This is a genomic window from Mitsuaria sp. WAJ17, from assembly GCF_014174515.1.
Lineage (GTDB): Bacteria > Pseudomonadota > Gammaproteobacteria > Burkholderiales > Burkholderiaceae_C > Roseateles_B.
Genome location: NZ_JACJUG010000001.1, coordinates 161836 through 180803, shown reverse-complemented (window position 1 = coordinate 180803; position 18968 = coordinate 161836). Strand labels below are relative to the sequence as shown.

The window sequence follows — 18968 nt, the reverse complement described above, 5'->3', positions numbered from 1 at the left end:
AACGCATCGTCAGCCCGGCAGCACGCGCGGATCCCGCGCAGCTCGCCGCGCGTCAAAAGGGGGGGGAGCCTTCATGAAGATTTTCTGCGTAGCCAATCAAAAAGGTGGGGTCGGCAAGACCACCACCACCGTCAATCTCGCCGCAGGCCTGGCCAAGGTCGGGCAGCGGGTGCTGGTGGTCGACCTGGACCCGCAGGGCAATGCCACCATGGGTTCCGGCGTGGACAAGCGGGCGCTGGAGCTGAGCGTCTATGACGTGCTGCTGGAGTCGGCCAGCATCGCCGAGGCACGGCAGCGCAATGAGCAGGTGGGCTACGACGTGCTGGGCGCCAATCGTGAGCTGGCCGGCGCCGAGGTCGAGCTGGTGGAGCTGGAGCGGCGCGAGCGCCGTCTCAAGGCCGCATTGAAGGCCGCCGAGGGCGACTACGACTTCGTGCTGATCGACTGCCCGCCCTCGCTGTCCATGCTGACGCTGAACGGCCTGTGCTCAGCCCACGGCGTGATCGTGCCCATGCAGTGCGAGTACTTCGCGCTGGAGGGACTGTCGGACTTGGTCAACACCATCAAGCAGGTCCATGCCAACCTGAACCCCGACCTGCAGATCATCGGCCTGCTGCGCGTCATGTTCGATCCCCGCATCACCCTGCAGAACCAGGTCAGCGAGCAGCTCAAGGCGCACTTCGGCGAGAAGGTCTTCGACACCGTCATCCCTCGCAACGTGCGCCTGGCCGAGGCGCCCAGCTATGGCCTGCCGGGGGTGGTCTTCGATCCCTCGTCCAAGGGTGCGCAGTCCTTCGTCGAGTTCGCCCGGGAAATGGTGCGCCGCATCTCGGCGATGTGACATGGACGCCGCCGAGCGGGCTGAACTGGGACGGCAGGCCGAGCAGGCCGGCCTCAACGCCACCTCGCCGCCGCAGGAATCGCGCATCGAGGGCTGGTTGATCCGGCTCTCGCCGGGACAGGCCAAACGCGCGCGCTGCATCAATGCCCTCGCCTCAGGCGAGCTACCCGTCGAGGACCTGCTGGCCCGCTGCGCAAGCAGCTTCCATGCCGCCGGCCTGCCTCTGATCGTCCGCATCACCCCTTTCACTCAACCGCCCGAGTTGGACGCTCTGCTGGCCGCCAAGGGCTGGCCCAGCTATGACGCCGCCGAGGTCCTGGTGCGGCCCCAGCTGGACGACGTCATGGGCTGGCCCCTGCCCGGGGGTCAGGTCTTGCATCCGGTGGACGCCCTGGACTTCGCCCGCCAGATGGGCGAGTTCAAGGGCAGCAGCGAGCGCGAGGTCCAGGCCCAGGCCGAGCGCCAGTCACAGTCCCCCGTGCCCTACCAGGGCTTCTGGCTGCGCCGCAACACCATCCGCGGCTGGGAGCTGCTGGCCTGCGGTCAGATCGCCCGCGAAGGGGACTGGGTGGGCCTCTACGACATCTACACCCCCGCGCCCTTTCGCGGCCAGGGCCATGCCCGCAGCCTGTGCCTGGCCCTGCTCCAGCAGGCCTGCGCACAGGGCGCACGCCGGGCCTATCTGCAGGTGGGCGAGGCCAATGCGCCAGCCCTGGCCCTGTACCGCGGCCTCGGCTTCCAGCACGCCTACCGCTACCACTTTCGCAGTCCGCCGCAAGACCTTGGCTGAGCCCCACGACCCAGGGGGGCTGCACATTCACATGGTTACATCATGTCGAAGTGTGCTGGGTAGCATGCCGCAGCATCGCCACCCCCACGAAAGACGCTGCCGATGCGCCTCCCCAGCCTTCCCCGCCCGACCGGCCTCGCTCTGCTTTTGGGCCTGGCCCTGAGCACCTCCCCGGCCCAGGCTGCTGCGCCCAGGGCTGACGTGCCCGGGTCCAAGGACCACCCGGTCCTGCAACGTTTCAGTGGCAGCCTGCTGGTGGGTTATGCCCAGCAGGACTGGGACCAGCGCCAGTTTCCGGACGCAAGAGGCGCCGCCAAGGACGACAACCGCTTCGCCAACCCGGTCAGCTTCGAAGGCAAGGTGACGCGGCTGTTCTACCTTGCGCCCCTGGGCAAGAGCCCGCTGGAGGTCTTCCGCAACTACCAGCAGGCCCTGACGGCCGCCGGATTCAAGACCACCTGGACCTGCGAGACCGAGGCCCAGGGCTGCGCCCGCGCCTACTTCGCGTTGGACGGCTACGAGCGCGCCAAGGGCATGCGCTGGGCCGAGGGCGACCTGCCCGGCACCGATGCCGACTACAAGGGCAGCAGCTGGAACCTGGAGATGTCGGTGAGCTACGAGCAGGGGCGCATGCTGGTGGGCTCGCTGTCCGCCGGCGGCCGCAGCCTGCAGGTTTTGCTCTACACCTCGGTGGCCGACAACGCCCATACCGGCCGCACCGCCACCTACATCGAGATCGTGGAGCCCAAGGCCATGCCCACGGGCCAGGTCACGGTGGACGCCAAGGCCCTTAGCCAGGGTCTGCAGGCCGAGGGCAGGATCGCGCTCTATGGCCTCCTCTTTGATACCGGCAAGACCGAGGTCAAGCCCGAGAGCCAGGCGCAGCTGGACCAGATGGTGGCGGCCCTGAAGGCGCAGCCCGCGCTCAGGGTGCTGATCGTCGGCCACACCGACAACGTCGGCGGCATCGACGCCAACCTCGCGCTGAGCCAGGGCCGGGCCCAGGCCGTCGTCGCGGCCCTGGTGCAGCGAGGCATCGCGGCCGGCCGCCTGCAGGCGCGCGGCGTCGCCAGCTTCGCACCGCTGGCCAGCAACACCAGCGAAGACGGCCGCGGCCGCAACCGCCGCGTGGAGATGGTGCTGCAGTAAGCAGCACACCGCACAAGTCCACCCCGCCACGGAGACCGGCCACGGGCTCCACGACACCCGATTGCAGGAGGAGACTCCCATGGCATCTATCCGCACCCTCAGCACCGGTGCCCTGCTTGTGCTGGGCACCGTCCTGTCACCCCTGCCCTCCCTGGCCGATGCGCCGACGGCCGACGCGCCGGGCAGCAGCGACCACCCCGTGCTGCGGCGCTTCGGCGGCAGCCTGCTCGTGGGCTTCTCCCAGCAAGACTGGGAGCAGCGCTTCTTCCCCGACGCCAGCGGCGTGGCCAGGACCGGCGACCTCTTTGCCAACCCGCAGCCCCTGGAGGGCAAGGTCACCCGCCTGTTCTACCTGGCCCCGCTGGACAAGGGCCCGCTGGAGGTCTTCCGCAACCACCAGCAGGCCCTGCAGGCCGCCGGCTTCAAGACCGTCTGGGCCTGCGAGAGCAAGGAGCAGGGCTGCGTGAAGGCCTATTTCGCGCTGAACAAGAACGACCGCCTGCGCGGCATGGTCTGGTCCAAGGGTGACCTGCCCAATATGACCAACCCTTCCGGTGGGCGCTTTTCCCTGGAGTCCAGCATCAGCCCCGAGGGCGGCCGCATGCTGGTGGGCCTGTTGAGCCAGGGCGGCCGGACCCTGCACCTGATGCTGTACAGCTCCATGGCCCAGAACGCCTACACGCACCGCACGGCCACCTATATCGAGATCGTCGAGCCCAAGGCCATGCCCAACGGGCAGGTCACGGTCGATGCCGGCGCCATCGGCCAGGGCCTGAAGACCGAGGGCAAGGTCGCGCTCTACGGCCTCTTCTTCGACACCGGCAAGAGCGAGGTCAAGCCCGAGTCCCAGGTCCAGCTGGCCGAGATGGCCCAGGTGCTCAAGGCCGATCCCAAGCTGCGGGTCTTCATCGTCGGCCATACCGACAACGTCGGCAGCTTCGAGGCCAACCTGCTGCTCTCGCTGGCCCGCGCGCAGGCCGTGGTCGCCGCCCTAGGCAAGCCGCCCTACGGCATCGAAGCCGGCCGGCTCAGCGCCAAGGGTGCGGCCAACATCGCACCCCTGGCGTCCAATGCCGATGAAGACGGCCGAGCCCGCAACCGGCGCGTGGAGATGGTGCTGCAGTAAAAGGGTTCATGCGGAGCGCTCAGGCATCCGCGGCGGCCAGCTGTCCTTTGCGGATGGCCTCCCGGTTGGCACGGACAAATGCCAGACGGTAATCCTTGTTGGTAAAGGCGAGATGCATGGCCTCGATCGTGCCATCGACGAATTGCCGCTTCAGCCGACGGATTCGCACCGGCTGGTAATAACTGCTCTGGGGCGCCTGTGCCCTGTGGCGCCGGAACCAGGCCCAGCTCAGGCCCAGTCCTGCCAGGGCGGAAACCAGGAAGGGATGATCGGCCAGGAAGCCCGTCTTGGTCGATCCCATCGATGCCCACATCAGCAAGACGGTGGCACAGGCGCCAGCCATCATGCCGGTGATCAGCGCCTTGTTGCCCAAGGACAGCGGCCGGCGATGAAGGCTGTCCACGCAATGCGTGCAACTTGACACGGGCAAGGCAAAGCTGATCTCGCTGCCACCCAGCAACAGGAAGCGGGTCACCTTGGTGTTCTGCTCGGCCACGAAGACCTCGCTGCGGGTGCCGCAATTGGCGCAGACATCCTCTGGAAACTGAAGGCTGAAGCCCTCCACAAAGGACACCGGGCCCAGATTCAAATTCATAGCTACTCCTGCGTTCAGGCAGCGGCATCGGCTCCCTTAGCGCCCTACTCGATGCACGGCCCGGCATCCGACTGGCCGGGCCAAGGCGTGAATTATCCGGAGATGCACCTCAACTGATACTGAGTGCTAACCCAAAATCCGAGAGCGGGCAGGCTCCGGACCTGGCCGACATCAGGGCAGGGCAAGCGGTGGCCGCAATGCGTGTCTCAATCGCGCGGACGCCAGACCTTCATCAGGATGTATCGAGTGAAGCCAGGAACGAAGTCGTGGATGTGGGCGATGCAGGCATAGCCCAGGTGCTCATAGATCGCGGCAGCGTCGTCCAACAGGGTCTCGATAAGGGCGTCCCGGCAGCCGCGCCGCAGGGCCTGGGCCTCCAGCCGGCGCAGGGTGTCGCCGCCCAGGCCCTCGCCCCGGTGGTCCGGGTGGACCCACAGGTAGTCGATGTAGAGCCGTTCGAACTCGGTGCGGCCGCAGGCGCCGGCCAGCAGTGCGCCCTGCCCGTCGTAAAGGACGCAGGCAATGTCCCGGGCATCGCTGCCTTGGGCCTGTTGCCTGCCGTGCAGAATCACGCCCTCGCGCAAGGCCTGCAGGTGCGCAGCCGGCACCTCGTCGTCGGTGCACCAGCGCATGGCGTTCTGGCTCAAACCAGCCCCAGGGTCTCGTCCACGCCCAGGTGCACGTTCATGCTCTGCACCGCGGCGCCGCTGGCGCCCTTGCCCAGGTTGTCCAGGCGGGCCATGACGAGGATTTGCGTGCCGCTGCCGAAGACGAAGAGGTCCACCCGGTTCGTGTCATTGCAGGCCTGGACATCGAAGAAGCCGCCGGCCAGGGTGTCGGCATCGCGCAGGGGCATCACGCGGACGAAGCGCTCGCCCTCGTAGTGCGCAGCCAGCGCCTCGTGCACCTGCTCAGGGCTGGTGTTCGCTCGCAGCTGCTGCAGGTGCAGGGGAACGGTGACGGCCAGGCCCTTGTAGAAATCGGCCACGATGGGCATGAACACGGGCGCCGTCTTCAGGCCGGTGTGGGCCATCATCTCGGGCAGGTGCTTGTGGGCCAGGCCCAGGGCATACGGACGCGGCGACTTCAGCTGCGCGTTGCCGCCGGCCTCGTACTCCGCAATCATGCCCTTGCCACCGCCGGAATAACCGGTAATGGAGGTGGCCGAGATCAGGGACTCAGGGGCCAGCAGGCCGGCGTCCACCAAGGGCCGCACGGCCAGGATGAAGGCACTGGCATGGCAGCCCGGGTTGGCAATGCGCTTGGCGCTGCGGATGGCTTCGCGCTGGCCCTTGCACAGCTCGGGCAGGCCGAAGGTCCAGCCCGGCACGGTGCGGTGGGCGGTGCTGGCATCGATCAGGCAGGTGTTGGCGTTGCTGATCATGGCCGCCGCCTCGCGCGAGGCGGCATCGGGCAGGCACAGGAAGGCCACGTCGGCGGCATTGAGCAGACGGGCGCGCTCGGTGGCGTCCTTGCGCTTGTCGGCATCAATGCGCAGCACCTCGATGTCGCTGCGCTGGGCCAGGTACTCATGGATGCGCAGCCCCGTGGTGCCTTCCTGTCCATCCACAAACACGGTGTACGTCATGAGATCTCCAGCACAATCAATGGGAACAATCCGACAGCATAAGGGATGACCCGGGCCCTCGTCCGCCAGGGACCGGCACCATCCTTCGCCCCTGATGATGCCCCTGCCCTCCTCCGGTGCCTGCTCCGGCACCACCCCTCCCGTCTACCTGCTGCCCGGCTGGCTCAATTCCGATCCCGACCATTGGCAGAGCCGCTGGGAGCGGCAGCTGGGCCATGTCCGCATCGAGCAGGCCGACTGGGAATGGCCGCGCCGCGGCGACTGGATGGCGCGACTGGACGAAGTGCTGCTGGCGGACCTTCGCCTGGCGCGGACGCCCGCCGTGCTCGTGGCCCACAGCCTGGGCTGTCAGTTGGTGGCCGCCTGGGCGGCGCATTCGCAGCACACGGACCGCGTGAGCGGCGCCCTGCTGGTGGCCCCGCCCGACACCGAGCGCGAGGACATGCCGCCCCAGCTCCACAACTGGCGGTCCATCCGCCGACCGCGGCTGCCCTTCCCCGCCATCGCCGTGGTCTCGACAGACGACCCCTACTGCTCAGCCGAGCGCGCCAGTCAGATGGCCGCCGACTGGGGCGCCCGCCTCGTGCTGGCAGGGCCCCGCGGTCATCTCAACACCGCCAGCGGCCTGGGCGACTGGGCCGAGGGGCAGGCCTTGCTGGCCACCTTGTGCAGCGAGGCACGCTGAGCAGCGCGGCCGCGATCAGCCGTCGCGCTCCGACCAGACCCAGCCGCTCACCCCGGCGCTGAGCCCCAACGCGCAGGCCAGCACGACGCCCAGCGCCGGCGTGAGCTGGCCTTGCGCCCCGCCCGCCAGGGCCTGGGGCAGCAACCCCGTGCCGACCAGCTGCCAGACCAGCAGACCGCCCCCCAGGCCAGCCCCCCACACAGGCGCCATGGACCGCCTGCGGTAGCGGGCTGGGTCGGGCAGGCGCTGCATCAACGCCGCACTGAAGCCCTCATCCGGCACCGGATCCAGCCAGGCACTGGCCAGCCAGGCCTCCAGCTCGGACTCGTCCTGTGCCGTCAGAGGAGGCAGGTCCTCGGCGGGCGTGTTGTCCGGTTTGTTCATGGCCTCGTCTCCTTCCAGTCCTGCAGCCAGGCGCGCAGGCGCTGTTTGCCGCGTTGTACATGCGATTTGAGCGTGCCCAGGGGCAGGCCCATCACCTGGGCCGCCTCCTCGTGGCTCAGCCCCAGCTCGGCGCAATGCATGAGGGCCTGGCGCTCTGGGCGAGGCAGGCGCTCCAGGGCCTGCTGCAGGTCCAGGCGCAGGGCCGGCGAGGGTCCGGGGTCTGAACCGGCCGCGCCTTCCAGGTCGGCCTCGTCATCCAGATCCAGTTGGTTCTTTCTGCGCGACTCCAGGAACACGGTGTAGGCCAGGCGGAACAGCCAGGTGGCGAAGCGGGCCTCGCCACGGTACTGGTCCAGCTTGCGCCACAGGCGGAGAAAGACCTCCTGCGCCAGCTCGTCCGCCTGGGCAGCATCGCCACGGAGCAAGCGGCGCAGCTGGGCACGCACCAGGCCCTGATGGCGCCGCAGCAGCTGCTCGAAGGCCTGCGGCTCCCCGGTGTCCAGCACCCGGCGCACCAGGAGCCGGTCCAGCCGGTCCAGCCGGTCCTCCGGGTCCAGGGGCTCAGCCATCGGCACGCTGGCCGCGCTGGCCCAGCCACCAGCTGGCGAGGTAGCCCAGGCCGACCATCAGGGGCAGGCAGGCCAGACCCCACAGTTCGCCCAGGCGGCGGCCCTCGCTGTACTCCAGCGGCAGCAGCTGCAGGCTCAGCCAGACACCCACGGCCGCACTCACCAGCACCAGGCCGCGGCGGCGGTCCGCCTCGGCCGGCGTGGGCTCCTTCAGCAGCTCAGGAGGCAGGGGCTGCTGGCGATCGGCCAAATCCAGGAGAAAGCGGTAGCGCTGCTCCTTCTGGCGGGTCTGGTGCCGCATCAGGCGAAGAAGCAGGATCACCGGGCCGATGATGGCGCCCAACGTCACCACAATCATCCCCAGGCCCATCAGCAACTCATTCACGTTGTCCATCGTCGGATTCCTTTTTCATGTCCAGGTCAGGCCCCTTCCGGCCAGACCGCGGGTTTGGGATCAGAGCCCCAGCAGTTGCAAGACTTTCTCCAGATCACCGAGGAGCTCTTCCCGCTCGCCCGGCATGGCAGACGGTGCCTTGGCCAGCACCAGATCCTTCAGCGCCCGGCCATAGGCCATGCGTCGCGCCTCAGGCGCCTTGACGCGCTCGTCGGGCTGGACGCCATCCCCTTCCCAATTGCCACCCGTGACCGGACTCACCGAGCGCGCCAGCGAGACCCAGAGCCTGAAATGCGGATGCACCGTACGGAAGGTGCCCGGATTGGCACCGCCGCCGCTGGGCTCGCCCACCACCTTGGCGCGGCCGGCCTGCTGCAGGTCATAGGCCAGATGCTCGCCGGCCGAGAAGGTCTTGCTGCTGGTGAGCACGTACAGCGGCACGCGGGCCAGGTCCGGCCCGGGCAGGCCGGCCTGGGTCATCAGGGCTTCGTGGCTGGCATCTCGGGCACGGACCATGGCACTCAAGGCCGTCTGCGGTGGCAGGAAGTGGCTGGCCAGCCATTGCACCATGGCCGGGCTACCGCCGCGGTTGCGACGCAGATCCAGAATCAGGGCATCGCTGTGGGCCAGCACCTGCAGTGCGGCCACCAGGGTGGGCGCGCAGGCTTCGGGCGGGGCCATGGCATCCACGCGCAGGTAGCCGATGTTGCCGGGGTAGTGCTCCACGCGCTCCACGCCGCAGTTCAGGTAGCGCATCACCTCGGGCGGCGGACCGGACGGGGCCTCGTCGGCCTCCTCGGCATCGGGCGGCAGGGCCTCGGGGCTGTAAACCAGCCGCGCATGGGCATCCTGCAGCTGGGTCTGCAGCAGCCGGGTCCAGCTCTCCGCCAGCGCGGGCCCTGTCAGCGCCCCGTCCTGCGGCTTTAGAGCTGCCAGCGCGGCTGGCACCCGGGACAGGTCGTGATAGTCCTGCTTCAGGCGCAGGCCGATCTGCTGGCCCAGGACCGCCTGCTCCGCGGGGGCCAGGACCAGGGGCGCACCGGCAGCCGGTGCGGCCATGCTCAGGGGACTCAGCATCAGCACGGCAGCCAGGGCCAGGCCTTGTAAACGGGTTTTCATCATGCAAGCGCTCCTCGCTCCAGGGCCCCGCCACATGGGGGCCTCATCTGCTTGGATGCAGGGAACATCGATCTGGATGCAGTCCGCCGAAAAAATTCCTCTCGGGGCGTCCCAGGAGCGGCAACGGCACTTTGCGACAATCCGCCCCATGGTCACGAAAAAACCCAAGGGCCTCGGCATGGGCCTGGAAGCCCTGCTCGGCCCCAAAGTCTCTGAAACGCCCGCCGCGCGCGAAGGCGTGCCCAGCACCCTGCGACTGGAGCAGATGCAGGCCGGCAAGTACCAGCCGCGCACGCGCATGGACGAGGGCTCGCTCTACGAGCTGGCCGAGAGCATCAAGGGGCAGGGCATCATGCAGCCCATCCTGGTACGCCCCATCAGCGCCGAAGCCTCCAAGGATGGCTTGGCCCGCTACGAGATCATCGCGGGTGAACGCCGCTTCCGGGCCGCCAAGCTGGCCGGTCTGCGCGACGTGCCGGTGCTGGTCAAGGCCGTGCCGGACGAAGCCGCCGCGGCCATGGCCCTGATCGAGAACATCCAGCGCGAGGACCTCAACCCGCTGGAGGAAGCCCAGGGCCTGAAGCGCCTCACTGACGAGTTTGGGCTCACTCACGAGCAGGCCGCTCAGGCGGTAGGCCGCTCGCGCAGCGCCGCCAGCAATCTGCTGCGCCTGCTCAACCTGGCCGAGCCGGTGCAGGCCATGCTGATGGCGGGTGACCTCGACATGGGCCATGCCCGCGCCCTGCTGGCCCTGGACGGCGCCCACCAGATCACCAGCGCCACCGAGATCGCCGCCAAGAAGCTCAGCGTGCGCGAGGCCGAGAAGCTGGTGCAGCGCCACCAGGGCGCCGGTCGCCAGGCACCCTTGCTGCGCGTCAAGGGTGACAAGAGCCGGGATGTGCTGCGCTTGGAGGAAGAGCTGTCCGATCTGCTGACCGCACAGGTGGAGATTCGCGTGAAGAAGAAGACGCGGCGCGGCGAGTCCGGCGAGATCGCCATCCAGTTCAGCTCGCTTGACGAGCTCAATGGCCTGATCGAGCGCCTGCGCGGTCCCCAGTGAGCGATCCCTACGACTGGTCGCGCCCATGCCCCCAAAGCCGTGCCCTATGCACGGCTTTTTTTCACGCCTTTCGGCACGCGACGCCCTGCCCGCGCATCATGCGGGGGTCTATGCTGTAAACGCGCCCCCGCAGGACGGCGTTGCGAAGTCATCGTGAAAGGACTACAAGTGAAACCGAGAGGGGTCAGGTCTTGTGTCCTTCCTTGCCGCGACAGGCGGCGTAGGATGGGAACAGACGCCCCGATTGCAGCAGGCAGGTACCGAGAAGCCGCCCCGCAAGCGCCTTTTTCGACGACTGCCGGATCCCCCGCTGCAGGAAGCTGCTGACCAGCGCTGATGCTCGGAAAGCTCTGATGACGCCTTGCCCCAGGACGTCACCAGAACTTCCCAGACGATGCCGGATGTCATATGCCCGGCATCGCCTCCAACGGACACAGGAGGTCAGCATGGACGTGATCAGCAACTACACCGCCCGCTACGAGCGCAGCCGGATCGAAGAGCTCTCGCTCGAAGAGTACCTGGCCGAGTGCAAGAACAATCCCCTCGCCTACGCGACCGCCGCCGAGCGCATGCTCAAGGCCATCGGCGAGCCGCAGATGGTCGATACGCGCAACGACCCTCGGCTCTCGCGCATCTTCGCCAACAAGACCATCAAGCTCTACCCCGCCTTCGCCGAGTTTTACGGCATGGAGGAGGCCATCGAGCAGGTCGTCAGCTATTTCCGCCACGCCGCGCAGGGCCTGGAGGAAAAAAAGCAGATCCTCTATCTGCTGGGCCCGGTGGGCGGCGGCAAGAGCTCCATCGCCGAGCGGCTCAAGCAGCTGATGGAGCAGGTGCCCTTCTACGCGCTGAAGGACTCGCCGGTGAACGAATCCCCGCTGGGCCTCTTTGACCCGGTGGAGGACGGCCCGCTGCTGGAGAAGGAATTCGGCATCCCCAGCCGCTACCTCAACCGCATCCTCTCACCCTGGGCCGTCAAGCGCCTGGACGAGTTCGGCGGCGACATCCGCAGGTTCCGCGTGATCAAGCGCTATCCAAGCGTGCTCAAGCAGATCGGCGTGGCCAAGACCGAGCCGGGTGACGAGAACAACCAGGACATCTCAAGCCTGGTCGGCAAGGTCGATATCCGCAAGCTGGAGACCTACGCGCAGGACGACCCCGATGCCTACAGCTACAGCGGCGGCCTGTGCCTGGCCAACCAGGGCCTGCTGGAGTTCGTCGAGATGTTCAAGGCGCCGATCAAGGTGCTGCACCCGCTGCTGACCGCCACGCAGGAAGGCAACTTCAAGGGCACGGAAGGCTTCGGTGCCATCCCCTTCGACGGCATCGTGCTGGCGCACAGCAACGAGAGCGAGTGGAAGACCTTCCGCAACAACAAGAACAACGAGGCCTTCCTCGACCGCATCTACATCGTCAAGGTGCCCTACTGCCTGCGCGTCAGCGAGGAGGTGAAGATCTACGAGAAGCTGATCCGCGGCTCCTCCCTCGCCGAGGCCAAGTGCGCCCCGGGCACGCTGAAGATGATGGCGCAGTTCGCCGTGCTGACCCGGCTGAAGGAGCCGGAGAACTCGACGCTGTACTCCAAGATGCAGGTCTACGACGGCGACAACCTCAAGGACACCGACCCGCGCGCCAAGAGCCTGCAGGAGTACCGTGACTACGCCGGCGTCGATGAGGGCATGAACGGCATCAGCACGCGCTTCGCCTATAAGATCCTTTCCAAGGTCTTCAACTTCGACCCCAGCGAAGTCGCGGCCAATCCAGTGCACCTGATGTACGTGCTGGAGCAGCAAATCGAGCGCGAGCAGTTTTCGGGCGAGCTGGAGCAGAAGTATGTCGGCTTCATCAAGGAACAGCTGGCGCCGCGCTATGCCGAATTCATCGGCAAGGAGATACAGACGGCCTACCTGGAGAGCTATTCCGAGTACGGCCAGAACATCTTCGACCGCTATGTCACCTACGCCGACTACTGGATCCAGGACCAGGAGTACCGCGACACCGACACCGGCGAGGTCTTCGACCGCTCGGCCCTCAATGCCGAGTTGGAGAAGATCGAGAAGCCCGCGGGCATCAGCAATCCCAAGGATTTCCGCAACGAGATTGTCAACTTCGTGCTGCGGGCCCGCGCCAACAACGCCGGCAAGAACCCGGCCTGGACCAGCTATGAGAAGCTGCGCACGGTGATCGAGAAGAAGATGTTCTCCAACACCGAGGAACTGCTGCCCGTGATCAGCTTCAACGCCAAGGCCAGTGCCGAAGAGGCCAAGAAGCATGAGAACTTTGTGCAACGCATGGTCGATAAGGGCTACACGGCCAAGCAAGTGCGCTTGCTTTGCGAGTGGTACCTGCGCGTCCGCAAGAGTAGCTGAAGGACCCCCCTACGCGCTGCGCGCGCCCCCTCGAGGGGGCGGGCCCGAAGGACCGGCGAAGCCGGATCCTCGGGCCCCACTCGGGAAGGCGGGCTGAGCGAAGCGAAGAAGGAAGCACATGCTGCAGCAGATCATCGATCGACGGCTTTCGGGCAAGAACAAGTCCATCGGCAATCGCGAGCGGTTTCTGCGTCGACACAAGGACCAGATCCGCGAGGCGGTGCGGCGGGCGGTGGATGGGCGCGGCATCCGGGACATGGAGCGCGGCGAAGACGTGCACATCCCCAAGAAGGACCTCAGCGAGCCCGTCTTCGGCCATGGCGAGGGTGGCACCCGCGAGGTGGTGAGGCCGGGCAACCGGGACCACGTCAAGGGCGATCGCGTGCCCAAGCCCCAAGGCGGTCAAGGCCAGGGCCAGGGCAGCCAAGCCAGCGACTCCGGCGAGGGCGAGGACGACTTCGTCTTCCACCTCAGCAAGGAAGAGTTCATGCAGGTCTTCTTCGACGACCTGGCCCTGCCCAATATGGCCCGCACCACCCTGGCCGAGACGCCGGAATGGAAAAGCCACCGTGCCGGCTTCACCAACGACGGCACGCCCACCAACCTGCACGTGGTGCGCTCCATGCGGGGCGCCCTGGGCCGCCGCATCGCCCTGGGCATGGGTAAGCGGCGCGAGCTGCATGAGCTGGAAGAGCGCCTGGCCCTGCTGCTGCGCGAGCTGCCCGAGCATCCCGAGAACAAGGCCCTCATCGAGGACACCGAGGCCCGCATCGCCCTTCTCAAGGGCCGCATCGAGGCCATCCCCTTCCTCGATCCCATCGACCTGCGCTTCCGTTCCCGCGTGAAAGTGCCGGTGCCCACCACGCGCGCGGTGATGTTCTGCCTGATGGACGTCTCCGGCTCCATGGACGAAGCCCGCAAGGACTTGGCCAAGCGCTTTTTCATCCTGCTCTACCTCTTCCTGACCCGGCACTACGAGAAGATCGAAGTGGTCTTCATCCGCCACCACACACAGGCCCAGGAGGTGGACGAGCAGAACTTCTTCCACGCCACCGAAACCGGCGGCACCGTGGTGTCCTCGGCCCTGGTGCTGATGGAGCAGATCATCCGCGAGCGCTACTCGCCCTCGGAATGGAACATCTACGGCGCCCAGGCCAGCGACGGCGACAACTGGCATCACGACAGTGGCCGCTGCCGCGAGCTGCTCACCGAGAAGATCCTGCCCCTGTGCCGCTACTTCGCCTATGTGCAAGTGGCTGAAGCCGAACAGAATCTCTGGGAGGAATACGCCAAGCTGACTGATGAGGTCCCGCAGTTCGCGATGCGCAAGGCCGTGGAGGTGAACCAGATCTACCCGGTCTTCCGCGACCTGTTCAAGAAGGAAGGAGCCTCCGCATGAACCGCTCTCCCGATCTTGAGAACCGTCGCAGCACCGGCCTGGCCGCCGACCGCCATGAGTGGGGCGGCCGCCGCTCTCCGCCCCCCCTGCGCCACATGAAACCTCTCGAAAAGCGACCGGACCACCCCCTGCCTGCGCCCAGCGACTGGACCTTCGAGCTGATCCACGACTACCACGAGGTGATCCGCCAGACCGCCGAGCGCTATGGCCTGGACACCTACGCTAACCAGCTGGAAATCATCACCGCCGAGCAGATGATGGATGCCTACGCCTCCGTGGGCATGCCGGTGAACTACCGCCACTGGAGCTATGGCAAGGAGTTCATCGCCACCGAGCGCAACTACAAGCGCGGCCAAATGGGCCTGGCCTACGAGATCGTCATCAACTCCGATCCCTGCATCGCCTACCTCATGGAGGAGAACACCATGGCCATGCAGGCCCTGGTGATCGCCCATGCCTGCTACGGCCACAACAGCTTCTTCAAGGGCAATTACCTCTTCCGCATGTGGACGGACGCCTCGTCCATCATCGACTACCTCGTCTACGCCAAGAACTACGTGGCCGAATGCGAGGAGCGCCATGGCCTGGATGCGGTGGAGGCCGTGCTGGACTCCTGCCATGCGCTGATGAACCACGGCGTGGACCGCTACCGGCGGCCTGCCAAGCTCTCGCTGGCCGAGGAGCGCAACCGCCTCAAGGACCGCGAGTCCTATGCCCAGCAGCAGATCAACGACCTCTGGCGCACCCTGCCCCGCCGGGCCGACAAGGACGCCGAGGCTCAGGCCGCCCGCCGCTTCCCCGAGGAGCCGCAGGAGAACCTGCTGTACTTCATCGAGAAGAACGCCCCCCTGCTGGAGCCCTGGCAGCGCGAGATCGTGCGCATCGTGCGCAAGATCGCCCAGTACTTCTATCCGCAGCGGCAGACCCAGGTGATGAACGAGGGCTGGGCCACCTTCTGGCACCACCGCCTGCTCAATCAGATGTACGACGACGGCTACCTCACCGACGGCATGATGATCGAGTGGCTTAAGTCGCACACCAACGTCATCGCGCAGCAGCCCATGGCCAACCTGAACCCCTACGCCCTGGGCTTTGCGATGTACACCGACCTCAAGCGCATCTGCGAAGCACCTACCGCCGAAGACCGGCAGTGGTTCCCCGACATCGCCGGCAGCGACTGGCTGCCCACGCTGCAGCACGCCATGCGCAACTTCAAGGACGAGAGCTTCATCGGCCAGTACCTGAGCCCCAAGCTGATGCGCGACTTCAAGCTCTTCGCCATCCTGGACGACGAGAAGGAGAAGGAATACCTGATCTCCGCCATCCACGACGAAAGCGGCTACCAGCATGTGCGCGAGGCCCTCTCCCGCCAGTACGACCTCTCCACCCGCGAGCCCAACATCCAGGTGTGGAACGTCAACCTGCGCGGCGACCGCTCCCTGACCCTGCGCCACACCCAGCACCTGGACCGCCCGCTGCACGAGGGCGCCCAAGAAGTGCTCAAGCACGTGGCCCGCTTGTGGGGCTTCGGCGTGCAGCTGGAAAGCGTCAACGGCAAGGGCGAGGTGAGCAAGCGCTGGACCGTGCCGGCGCCGGCACATTGAGCTGGGCCCGATCGCGCCTGGGCAGGGGCGCCCGGGCCGCGCGGGCCTGCACGCTGGCCTTGCTGGCCTGGAGCCTGCATGCCGGGGCGGCCGCGCCGCCTCTGCGCCTGCTGGTGACCACCGGCGCCAGCCTTCCGTTTGCAGACATCAGCCCCGGCAGTGCCGAGGCCCGCCTGCTGGGTGGCATCGTCCATGACTGGGGCCTGGCGCTGGCGCAGCGCCTGGGGCGGGAGCCCCGCTTCCTGCTGATGCCTGCTCGCCGCGTGGGTCAGCAGCTGCGCGAAGGCAGCTTCGATGTGCAGTGCTTCGAGAACCCCCAGTGGTACGGCCCACAGGACGAGGCCTGGATCGAATGGCTGCCGCGACCGCTGATGGAGGTGGTCGAAGAGCTGGTCAGCATGCCTGGCACGCCCCTGGTCCGGCATCTCGAGCAGTTGCAGGGCAAGACGGTGGGCGTCGTGACCGGCTACCGCTACCCACTGCTTGACCCGCTTTTCGAGGCGGGCCGCATGGAGCGCAGCCTGGCCCACAACGAGACCCGCCTGCTGCAGATGCAGCGCCTGGGACGGGCCGACTACAGCGTGATCAGCCGCCTACAGCTCGACTACGCCCGTGCCACTGACCCCAAGCTGCGCACATTGATCGCCTCGCCGCTGGTGGTGTCGCGCACGGCCCTGTACTGCCTGCGTCTGCGCAGCTCACCCATCCCGCTGTCCGAGCTGGCCGCGGCCCAGCAAGCCTTGCTGAACGAAGGGCGGCTGGAGGCGATCCTGCAGCGCTACCGCTAGCGGCTCGCCTGCCCGGAGAAGATCTTGCCCGGATTCATGATGTCCATCGGATCCATGGCCCGCTTGAGCGTGCGCATGAGGTCCACGGCCTCTGCCCCTGCCTCATCGAGCAGGAAGTCCTGCTTATGCAGGCCAATGCCGTGCTCGCCCGTGCAGGTGCCACCCAGGCGCAGGGCGCGGGCCACCATCTGTGCAGAGAGTCGCTCGGCAGTTTCGCGCTCGGCAGGCAGTTGCGGGTCGATCAGGTAGCCCATATGGAAGTTGCCATCGCCCACATGCCCAACGACGAAATAGGGCAGGCCCGAGGCCAGCACCTCGGCCACCGATTCGTTGATGCTCTCGGCCAGGCGCGAGATGGGCACGCAGGTGTCCGTGGTGACGCAGCGGCAGCCCGGCTTCATCTGCAAGGCCGACAGATAGGCATGGTGACGAGCCGTCCACAGCCGTGTGCGGTCTTCGGGCGTGCTGGCCCATTCGAAGTCCTCGCCGCCGAAGTCGCGGGCCATCTCCTGCACAGCGCCGGCCTGCTCAGCGACGCCGGCCGCCGAGCCATGGAACTCCATCAGCAGCATGGCGGATTCGCGCAGGCCCAGGTGGTCATGCGCATTGACGGCACGCACGGTGTTGGCGTCCAGCAGCTCGCAGCGGGCGATGGGCACACCCGTCTGGATGATCTGCATGGTGGTCTGCACGGCCGCATCGATACTTGGGAAGAAGCAGATGGCCGCTGACACCGCCTCCGGCAGCGGATACAGCCGCAGCGTCAGCTCCGTGATCACGCCCAGCGTGCCCTCGCTGCCCACGAAAAGCCGGGTGAGGTCATAGCCCGCGCTGCTCTTGCGCGCCCGCGAACCCGTACGCACAACACTCCCGCCCGGCGTGACCACGCGCAGGGCCAGCACGTTCTCGCGCAGCGTACCGTAGCGGACGGCATTGGTGCCGCTGGCCCGCGTGGCCGCCATGCCGCCCAAGGAGGCATCGGCGCCCGGGTCGATGGGGAAGAAGAGCCCCAGGTGGCGCAGCTCGTCGTTGAGCCGGTGGCGCGTGACGCCGGGCTGCACCGTCACCGTCAAGTCCTCGGCCTGCACGGCCAGGATGCGGTTCATGCGGGACAGGTCAAGGCTGATGCCGCCCTGCACCGCCAGCAGGTGCCCCTCCAGCGAGGTGCCCGCGCCGTAGGGGATCACCGGCACCGCATGCTGCTGGGCCTGGGCCAGCACAAAGGAGACCTCCTCCTCGCTCTCGGCAAAGAGGACCAGTTCCGGGGGCTCCACGTCGAAAGGGCTCTCGTCGCGTCCATGCTGCTGGCGCACGGCCAGCGATTCGACGCAGCGCACCCCGAAGCGTTCGCGGCAGGACTGCTTCAGCGCCTGCGGCACGGCGCGGCGCGGGCCCTCCAGGGCTGCGGGCAGTGAGGCGTGGGACATGGGCGGAACTCCGGCTTGGCGTCAGGGGTCATTCTAGGAAGCACTGCTGAACCCGGCCTGAACAGCCCGGCTGCCAGGATCGATGTGCGAGGGACCTGCGTTGGCGCAAGCGCGCGAGCTTGAAGCCCCGGCCCACCCGTGCCACCATGGTCGCACGCCACCTGCACGAGGAGCTTCCATGAGCACATCGAGTTGGATCCTGCTGATCGCTGTCGTGGCCCTGGCCCTGCTGGGCCTGTGGCGGCGGGACATGCTGGCCCTGCTGGTCCAGAACATCATGAACGCCTTCCGTGCGCCCGCCACCCCCGCGGCGCCGCCCGGCCATGAGCCCAAGCCCCACGGCGAGGGCGCTCATGGACATTCGGGCCGCCCCCAGCGACCCGACTTTCACCGCAGCGGACGCAGGGGCTAATCCAGGGCCGTCGCTGGACTGAGGCAAGATGCGGGCCTCATCAACAAGACTCGCCCGCTGTCATCATGGCCAACCGACTTTCCCAGATCGCCACCCGCACCGGAGATGACGGCACCACTGGCCTTGGCAACGGCGAGCGCGTGCCCAAGGACCATCTGCGTGTCCAGGCCATGGGTGATGTGGACGAGCTCAACTCCAACCTCGGCGTGCTGCTGGCCGAACCCCTGCCTGACGATGTCCGCGAGCTGCTGATCACCATCCAGCACGAGCTCTTCAACCTGGGCGGCGAGCTGTGCATGCCCGGCTACAGCCTGCTCAAGGACGACGCCGTACTGCGCCTGGACGAGGCCCTGGCCCACTACAACGCCGCCCTGCCCCGGCTCAAGGAATTCATCCTGCCCGCCGGCACCCGCGGCGCCGCCATCGCGCATGTGGCCCGCACCATCGCCCGCCGTGCGGAGCGGGCCGTGGTCCATGCCCTGCACCAGGGCGAGCAGATCGAGGCCGCGCCGCGCCAGTACCTCAACCGCCTCTCCGACCTGCTCTTCGTGCTGGCCCGCGTGCTCAACCGTGCCAATCTGGATGGCAAGGGCGGCGACGACATCTACTGGCACAGCGAGCGCCTGCAGCGCCAGCAGAACGAGCCCGAGCAGGCCTGAGCCTGGCGCT

20 protein-coding genes are annotated in these 18968 nt (G+C 67.3%); 12 read left to right on the top strand and 8 right to left on the bottom strand.

Annotated features, from left to right (window positions below):
- Positions 1-73 precede the first annotated feature (73 nt).
- The 4 genes from H5407_RS00790 (at position 74) to H5407_RS00775 (ending at position 3906) form a co-directional block, all read left to right on the top strand.
- Entirely contained in the window at positions 74-841 is a 768-nt protein-coding gene (locus tag H5407_RS00790) for a ParA family protein (protein ID WP_183102503.1), read from the top strand.
- Between the two features lies 1 nt (position 842).
- Positions 843-1631 carry a GNAT family N-acetyltransferase gene (locus tag H5407_RS00785; protein WP_183102502.1) on the top strand — a complete coding sequence of 263 codons (789 nt, stop codon included), beginning with the start codon at positions 843-845 and terminating at the stop codon, positions 1629-1631.
- Positions 1632-1733: 102 nt separating this feature from the next.
- Positions 1734-2780 (top strand): OmpA family protein, encoded by a 1047-nt coding sequence (locus H5407_RS00780; RefSeq protein WP_183102501.1) that lies wholly within the window; start codon positions 1734-1736, stop codon positions 2778-2780.
- A 79-nt stretch (positions 2781-2859) separates the two neighbouring features.
- On the top strand, positions 2860-3906 hold the full coding sequence (locus H5407_RS00775) for an OmpA family protein (RefSeq protein ID WP_183102500.1): 1047 nt from the start codon (positions 2860-2862) through the stop codon (positions 3904-3906).
- Positions 3907-3925: 19 nt separating this feature from the next.
- On the opposite strand, the gene H5407_RS00770 is transcribed toward H5407_RS00775, so the two are convergent.
- From H5407_RS00770 to argC, 3 genes are all read right to left on the bottom strand, one after another.
- The gene (locus tag H5407_RS00770; RefSeq protein ID WP_183102499.1) at positions 3926-4501 is read right to left on the bottom strand and encodes a hypothetical protein; all 576 of its coding nucleotides are present in this window, start codon (positions 4499-4501) and stop codon (positions 3926-3928) included.
- Between the two features lie 206 nt (positions 4502-4707).
- Positions 4708-5148 carry a GNAT family N-acetyltransferase gene (locus H5407_RS00765; protein ID WP_220800387.1) on the bottom strand — a complete coding sequence of 147 codons (441 nt, stop codon included), beginning with the start codon at positions 5146-5148 and terminating at the stop codon, positions 4708-4710.
- Positions 5145-6089, bottom strand: coding sequence for an N-acetyl-gamma-glutamyl-phosphate reductase (gene argC / locus H5407_RS00760; RefSeq protein ID WP_183102498.1), 945 nt, complete (start codon positions 6087-6089; stop codon positions 5145-5147). Before argC ends, H5407_RS00765 begins: the two co-directional genes overlap by 4 nt.
- A 94-nt stretch (positions 6090-6183) precedes the next feature.
- Between argC and H5407_RS00755 the strand changes: the two genes are divergently transcribed.
- The gene (locus tag H5407_RS00755) at positions 6184-6774 is read left to right on the top strand and encodes an alpha/beta hydrolase (RefSeq protein ID WP_255500995.1); all 591 of its coding nucleotides are present in this window, start codon (positions 6184-6186) and stop codon (positions 6772-6774) included.
- A 15-nt stretch (positions 6775-6789) separates the two neighbouring features.
- Here H5407_RS00755 and H5407_RS00750 read toward each other — a convergent pair whose 3' ends face one another.
- Genes H5407_RS00750 through H5407_RS00735 form a run of 4 tightly spaced genes read right to left on the bottom strand, consistent with a single transcriptional unit; the run spans position 6790 to position 9243 of the window.
- A complete protein-coding gene (locus tag H5407_RS00750) occupies positions 6790-7158 on the bottom strand; it encodes a hypothetical protein (RefSeq protein WP_183102497.1) in 369 nt (122 codons plus the stop codon).
- Positions 7155-7727 carry an RNA polymerase sigma factor gene (locus H5407_RS00745; RefSeq protein WP_183102496.1) on the bottom strand — a complete coding sequence of 191 codons (573 nt, stop codon included), beginning with the start codon at positions 7725-7727 and terminating at the stop codon, positions 7155-7157. The genes H5407_RS00750 and H5407_RS00745 overlap by 4 nt, the downstream gene beginning before the upstream one ends.
- Positions 7720-8121, bottom strand: coding sequence for a DUF6249 domain-containing protein (locus H5407_RS00740; RefSeq protein ID WP_183102495.1), 402 nt, complete (start codon positions 8119-8121; stop codon positions 7720-7722). Before H5407_RS00740 ends, H5407_RS00745 begins: the two co-directional genes overlap by 8 nt.
- A 60-nt stretch (positions 8122-8181) precedes the next feature.
- Positions 8182-9243: a S41 family peptidase gene (locus tag H5407_RS00735; protein ID WP_183102494.1), complete on the bottom strand. Its 1062-nt coding sequence runs from the start codon at positions 9241-9243 to the stop codon at positions 8182-8184.
- 145 nt (positions 9244-9388) lie between these two features.
- Here H5407_RS00735 and H5407_RS00730 point away from each other — a divergent pair, with 145 nt between their 5' ends.
- The 5 genes from H5407_RS00730 to H5407_RS00710 all read left to right on the top strand — a co-directional run bounded on the left by H5407_RS00730 (position 9389) and on the right by H5407_RS00710 (position 16460).
- Positions 9389-10300 carry a ParB/RepB/Spo0J family partition protein gene (locus tag H5407_RS00730; protein ID WP_183102493.1) on the top strand — a complete coding sequence of 304 codons (912 nt, stop codon included), beginning with the start codon at positions 9389-9391 and terminating at the stop codon, positions 10298-10300.
- 446 nt (positions 10301-10746) lie between these two features.
- Positions 10747-12669: a PrkA family serine protein kinase gene (locus H5407_RS00725; protein WP_183102492.1), complete on the top strand. Its 1923-nt coding sequence runs from the start codon at positions 10747-10749 to the stop codon at positions 12667-12669.
- 118 nt (positions 12670-12787) lie between these two features.
- Positions 12788-14068, top strand: a complete 1281-nt coding sequence (locus H5407_RS00720; protein ID WP_220800385.1) for a YeaH/YhbH family protein — start codon at positions 12788-12790, stop codon at positions 14066-14068.
- A gap of 95 nt (positions 14069-14163) precedes the next feature.
- Positions 14164-15672, top strand: coding sequence for a SpoVR family protein (locus H5407_RS00715; protein WP_220800406.1), 1509 nt, complete (start codon positions 14164-14166; stop codon positions 15670-15672).
- Positions 15669-16460: an ABC transporter substrate-binding protein gene (locus H5407_RS00710; protein WP_183102490.1), complete on the top strand. Its 792-nt coding sequence runs from the start codon at positions 15669-15671 to the stop codon at positions 16458-16460. Before H5407_RS00715 ends, H5407_RS00710 begins: the two co-directional genes overlap by 4 nt.
- On the opposite strand, the gene H5407_RS00705 is transcribed toward H5407_RS00710, so the two are convergent.
- Complete coding sequence (locus tag H5407_RS00705) at positions 16457-17887, bottom strand: FAD-binding oxidoreductase (protein ID WP_183102489.1); 1431 nt, start codon at positions 17885-17887, stop codon at positions 16457-16459. The two genes, H5407_RS00710 and H5407_RS00705, sit on opposite strands and share 4 nt — an antisense overlap.
- 178 nt (positions 17888-18065) lie before the next feature.
- Between H5407_RS00705 and H5407_RS00700 the strand changes: the two genes are divergently transcribed.
- The gene (locus H5407_RS00700) at positions 18066-18299 is read left to right on the top strand and encodes a hypothetical protein (RefSeq protein ID WP_183102488.1); all 234 of its coding nucleotides are present in this window, start codon (positions 18066-18068) and stop codon (positions 18297-18299) included.
- A gap of 65 nt (positions 18300-18364) precedes the next feature.
- On the top strand, positions 18365-18958 hold the full coding sequence (locus H5407_RS00695; protein WP_183102487.1) for a cob(I)yrinic acid a,c-diamide adenosyltransferase: 594 nt from the start codon (positions 18365-18367) through the stop codon (positions 18956-18958).
- Positions 18959-18968: the final 10 nt, after the last annotated feature.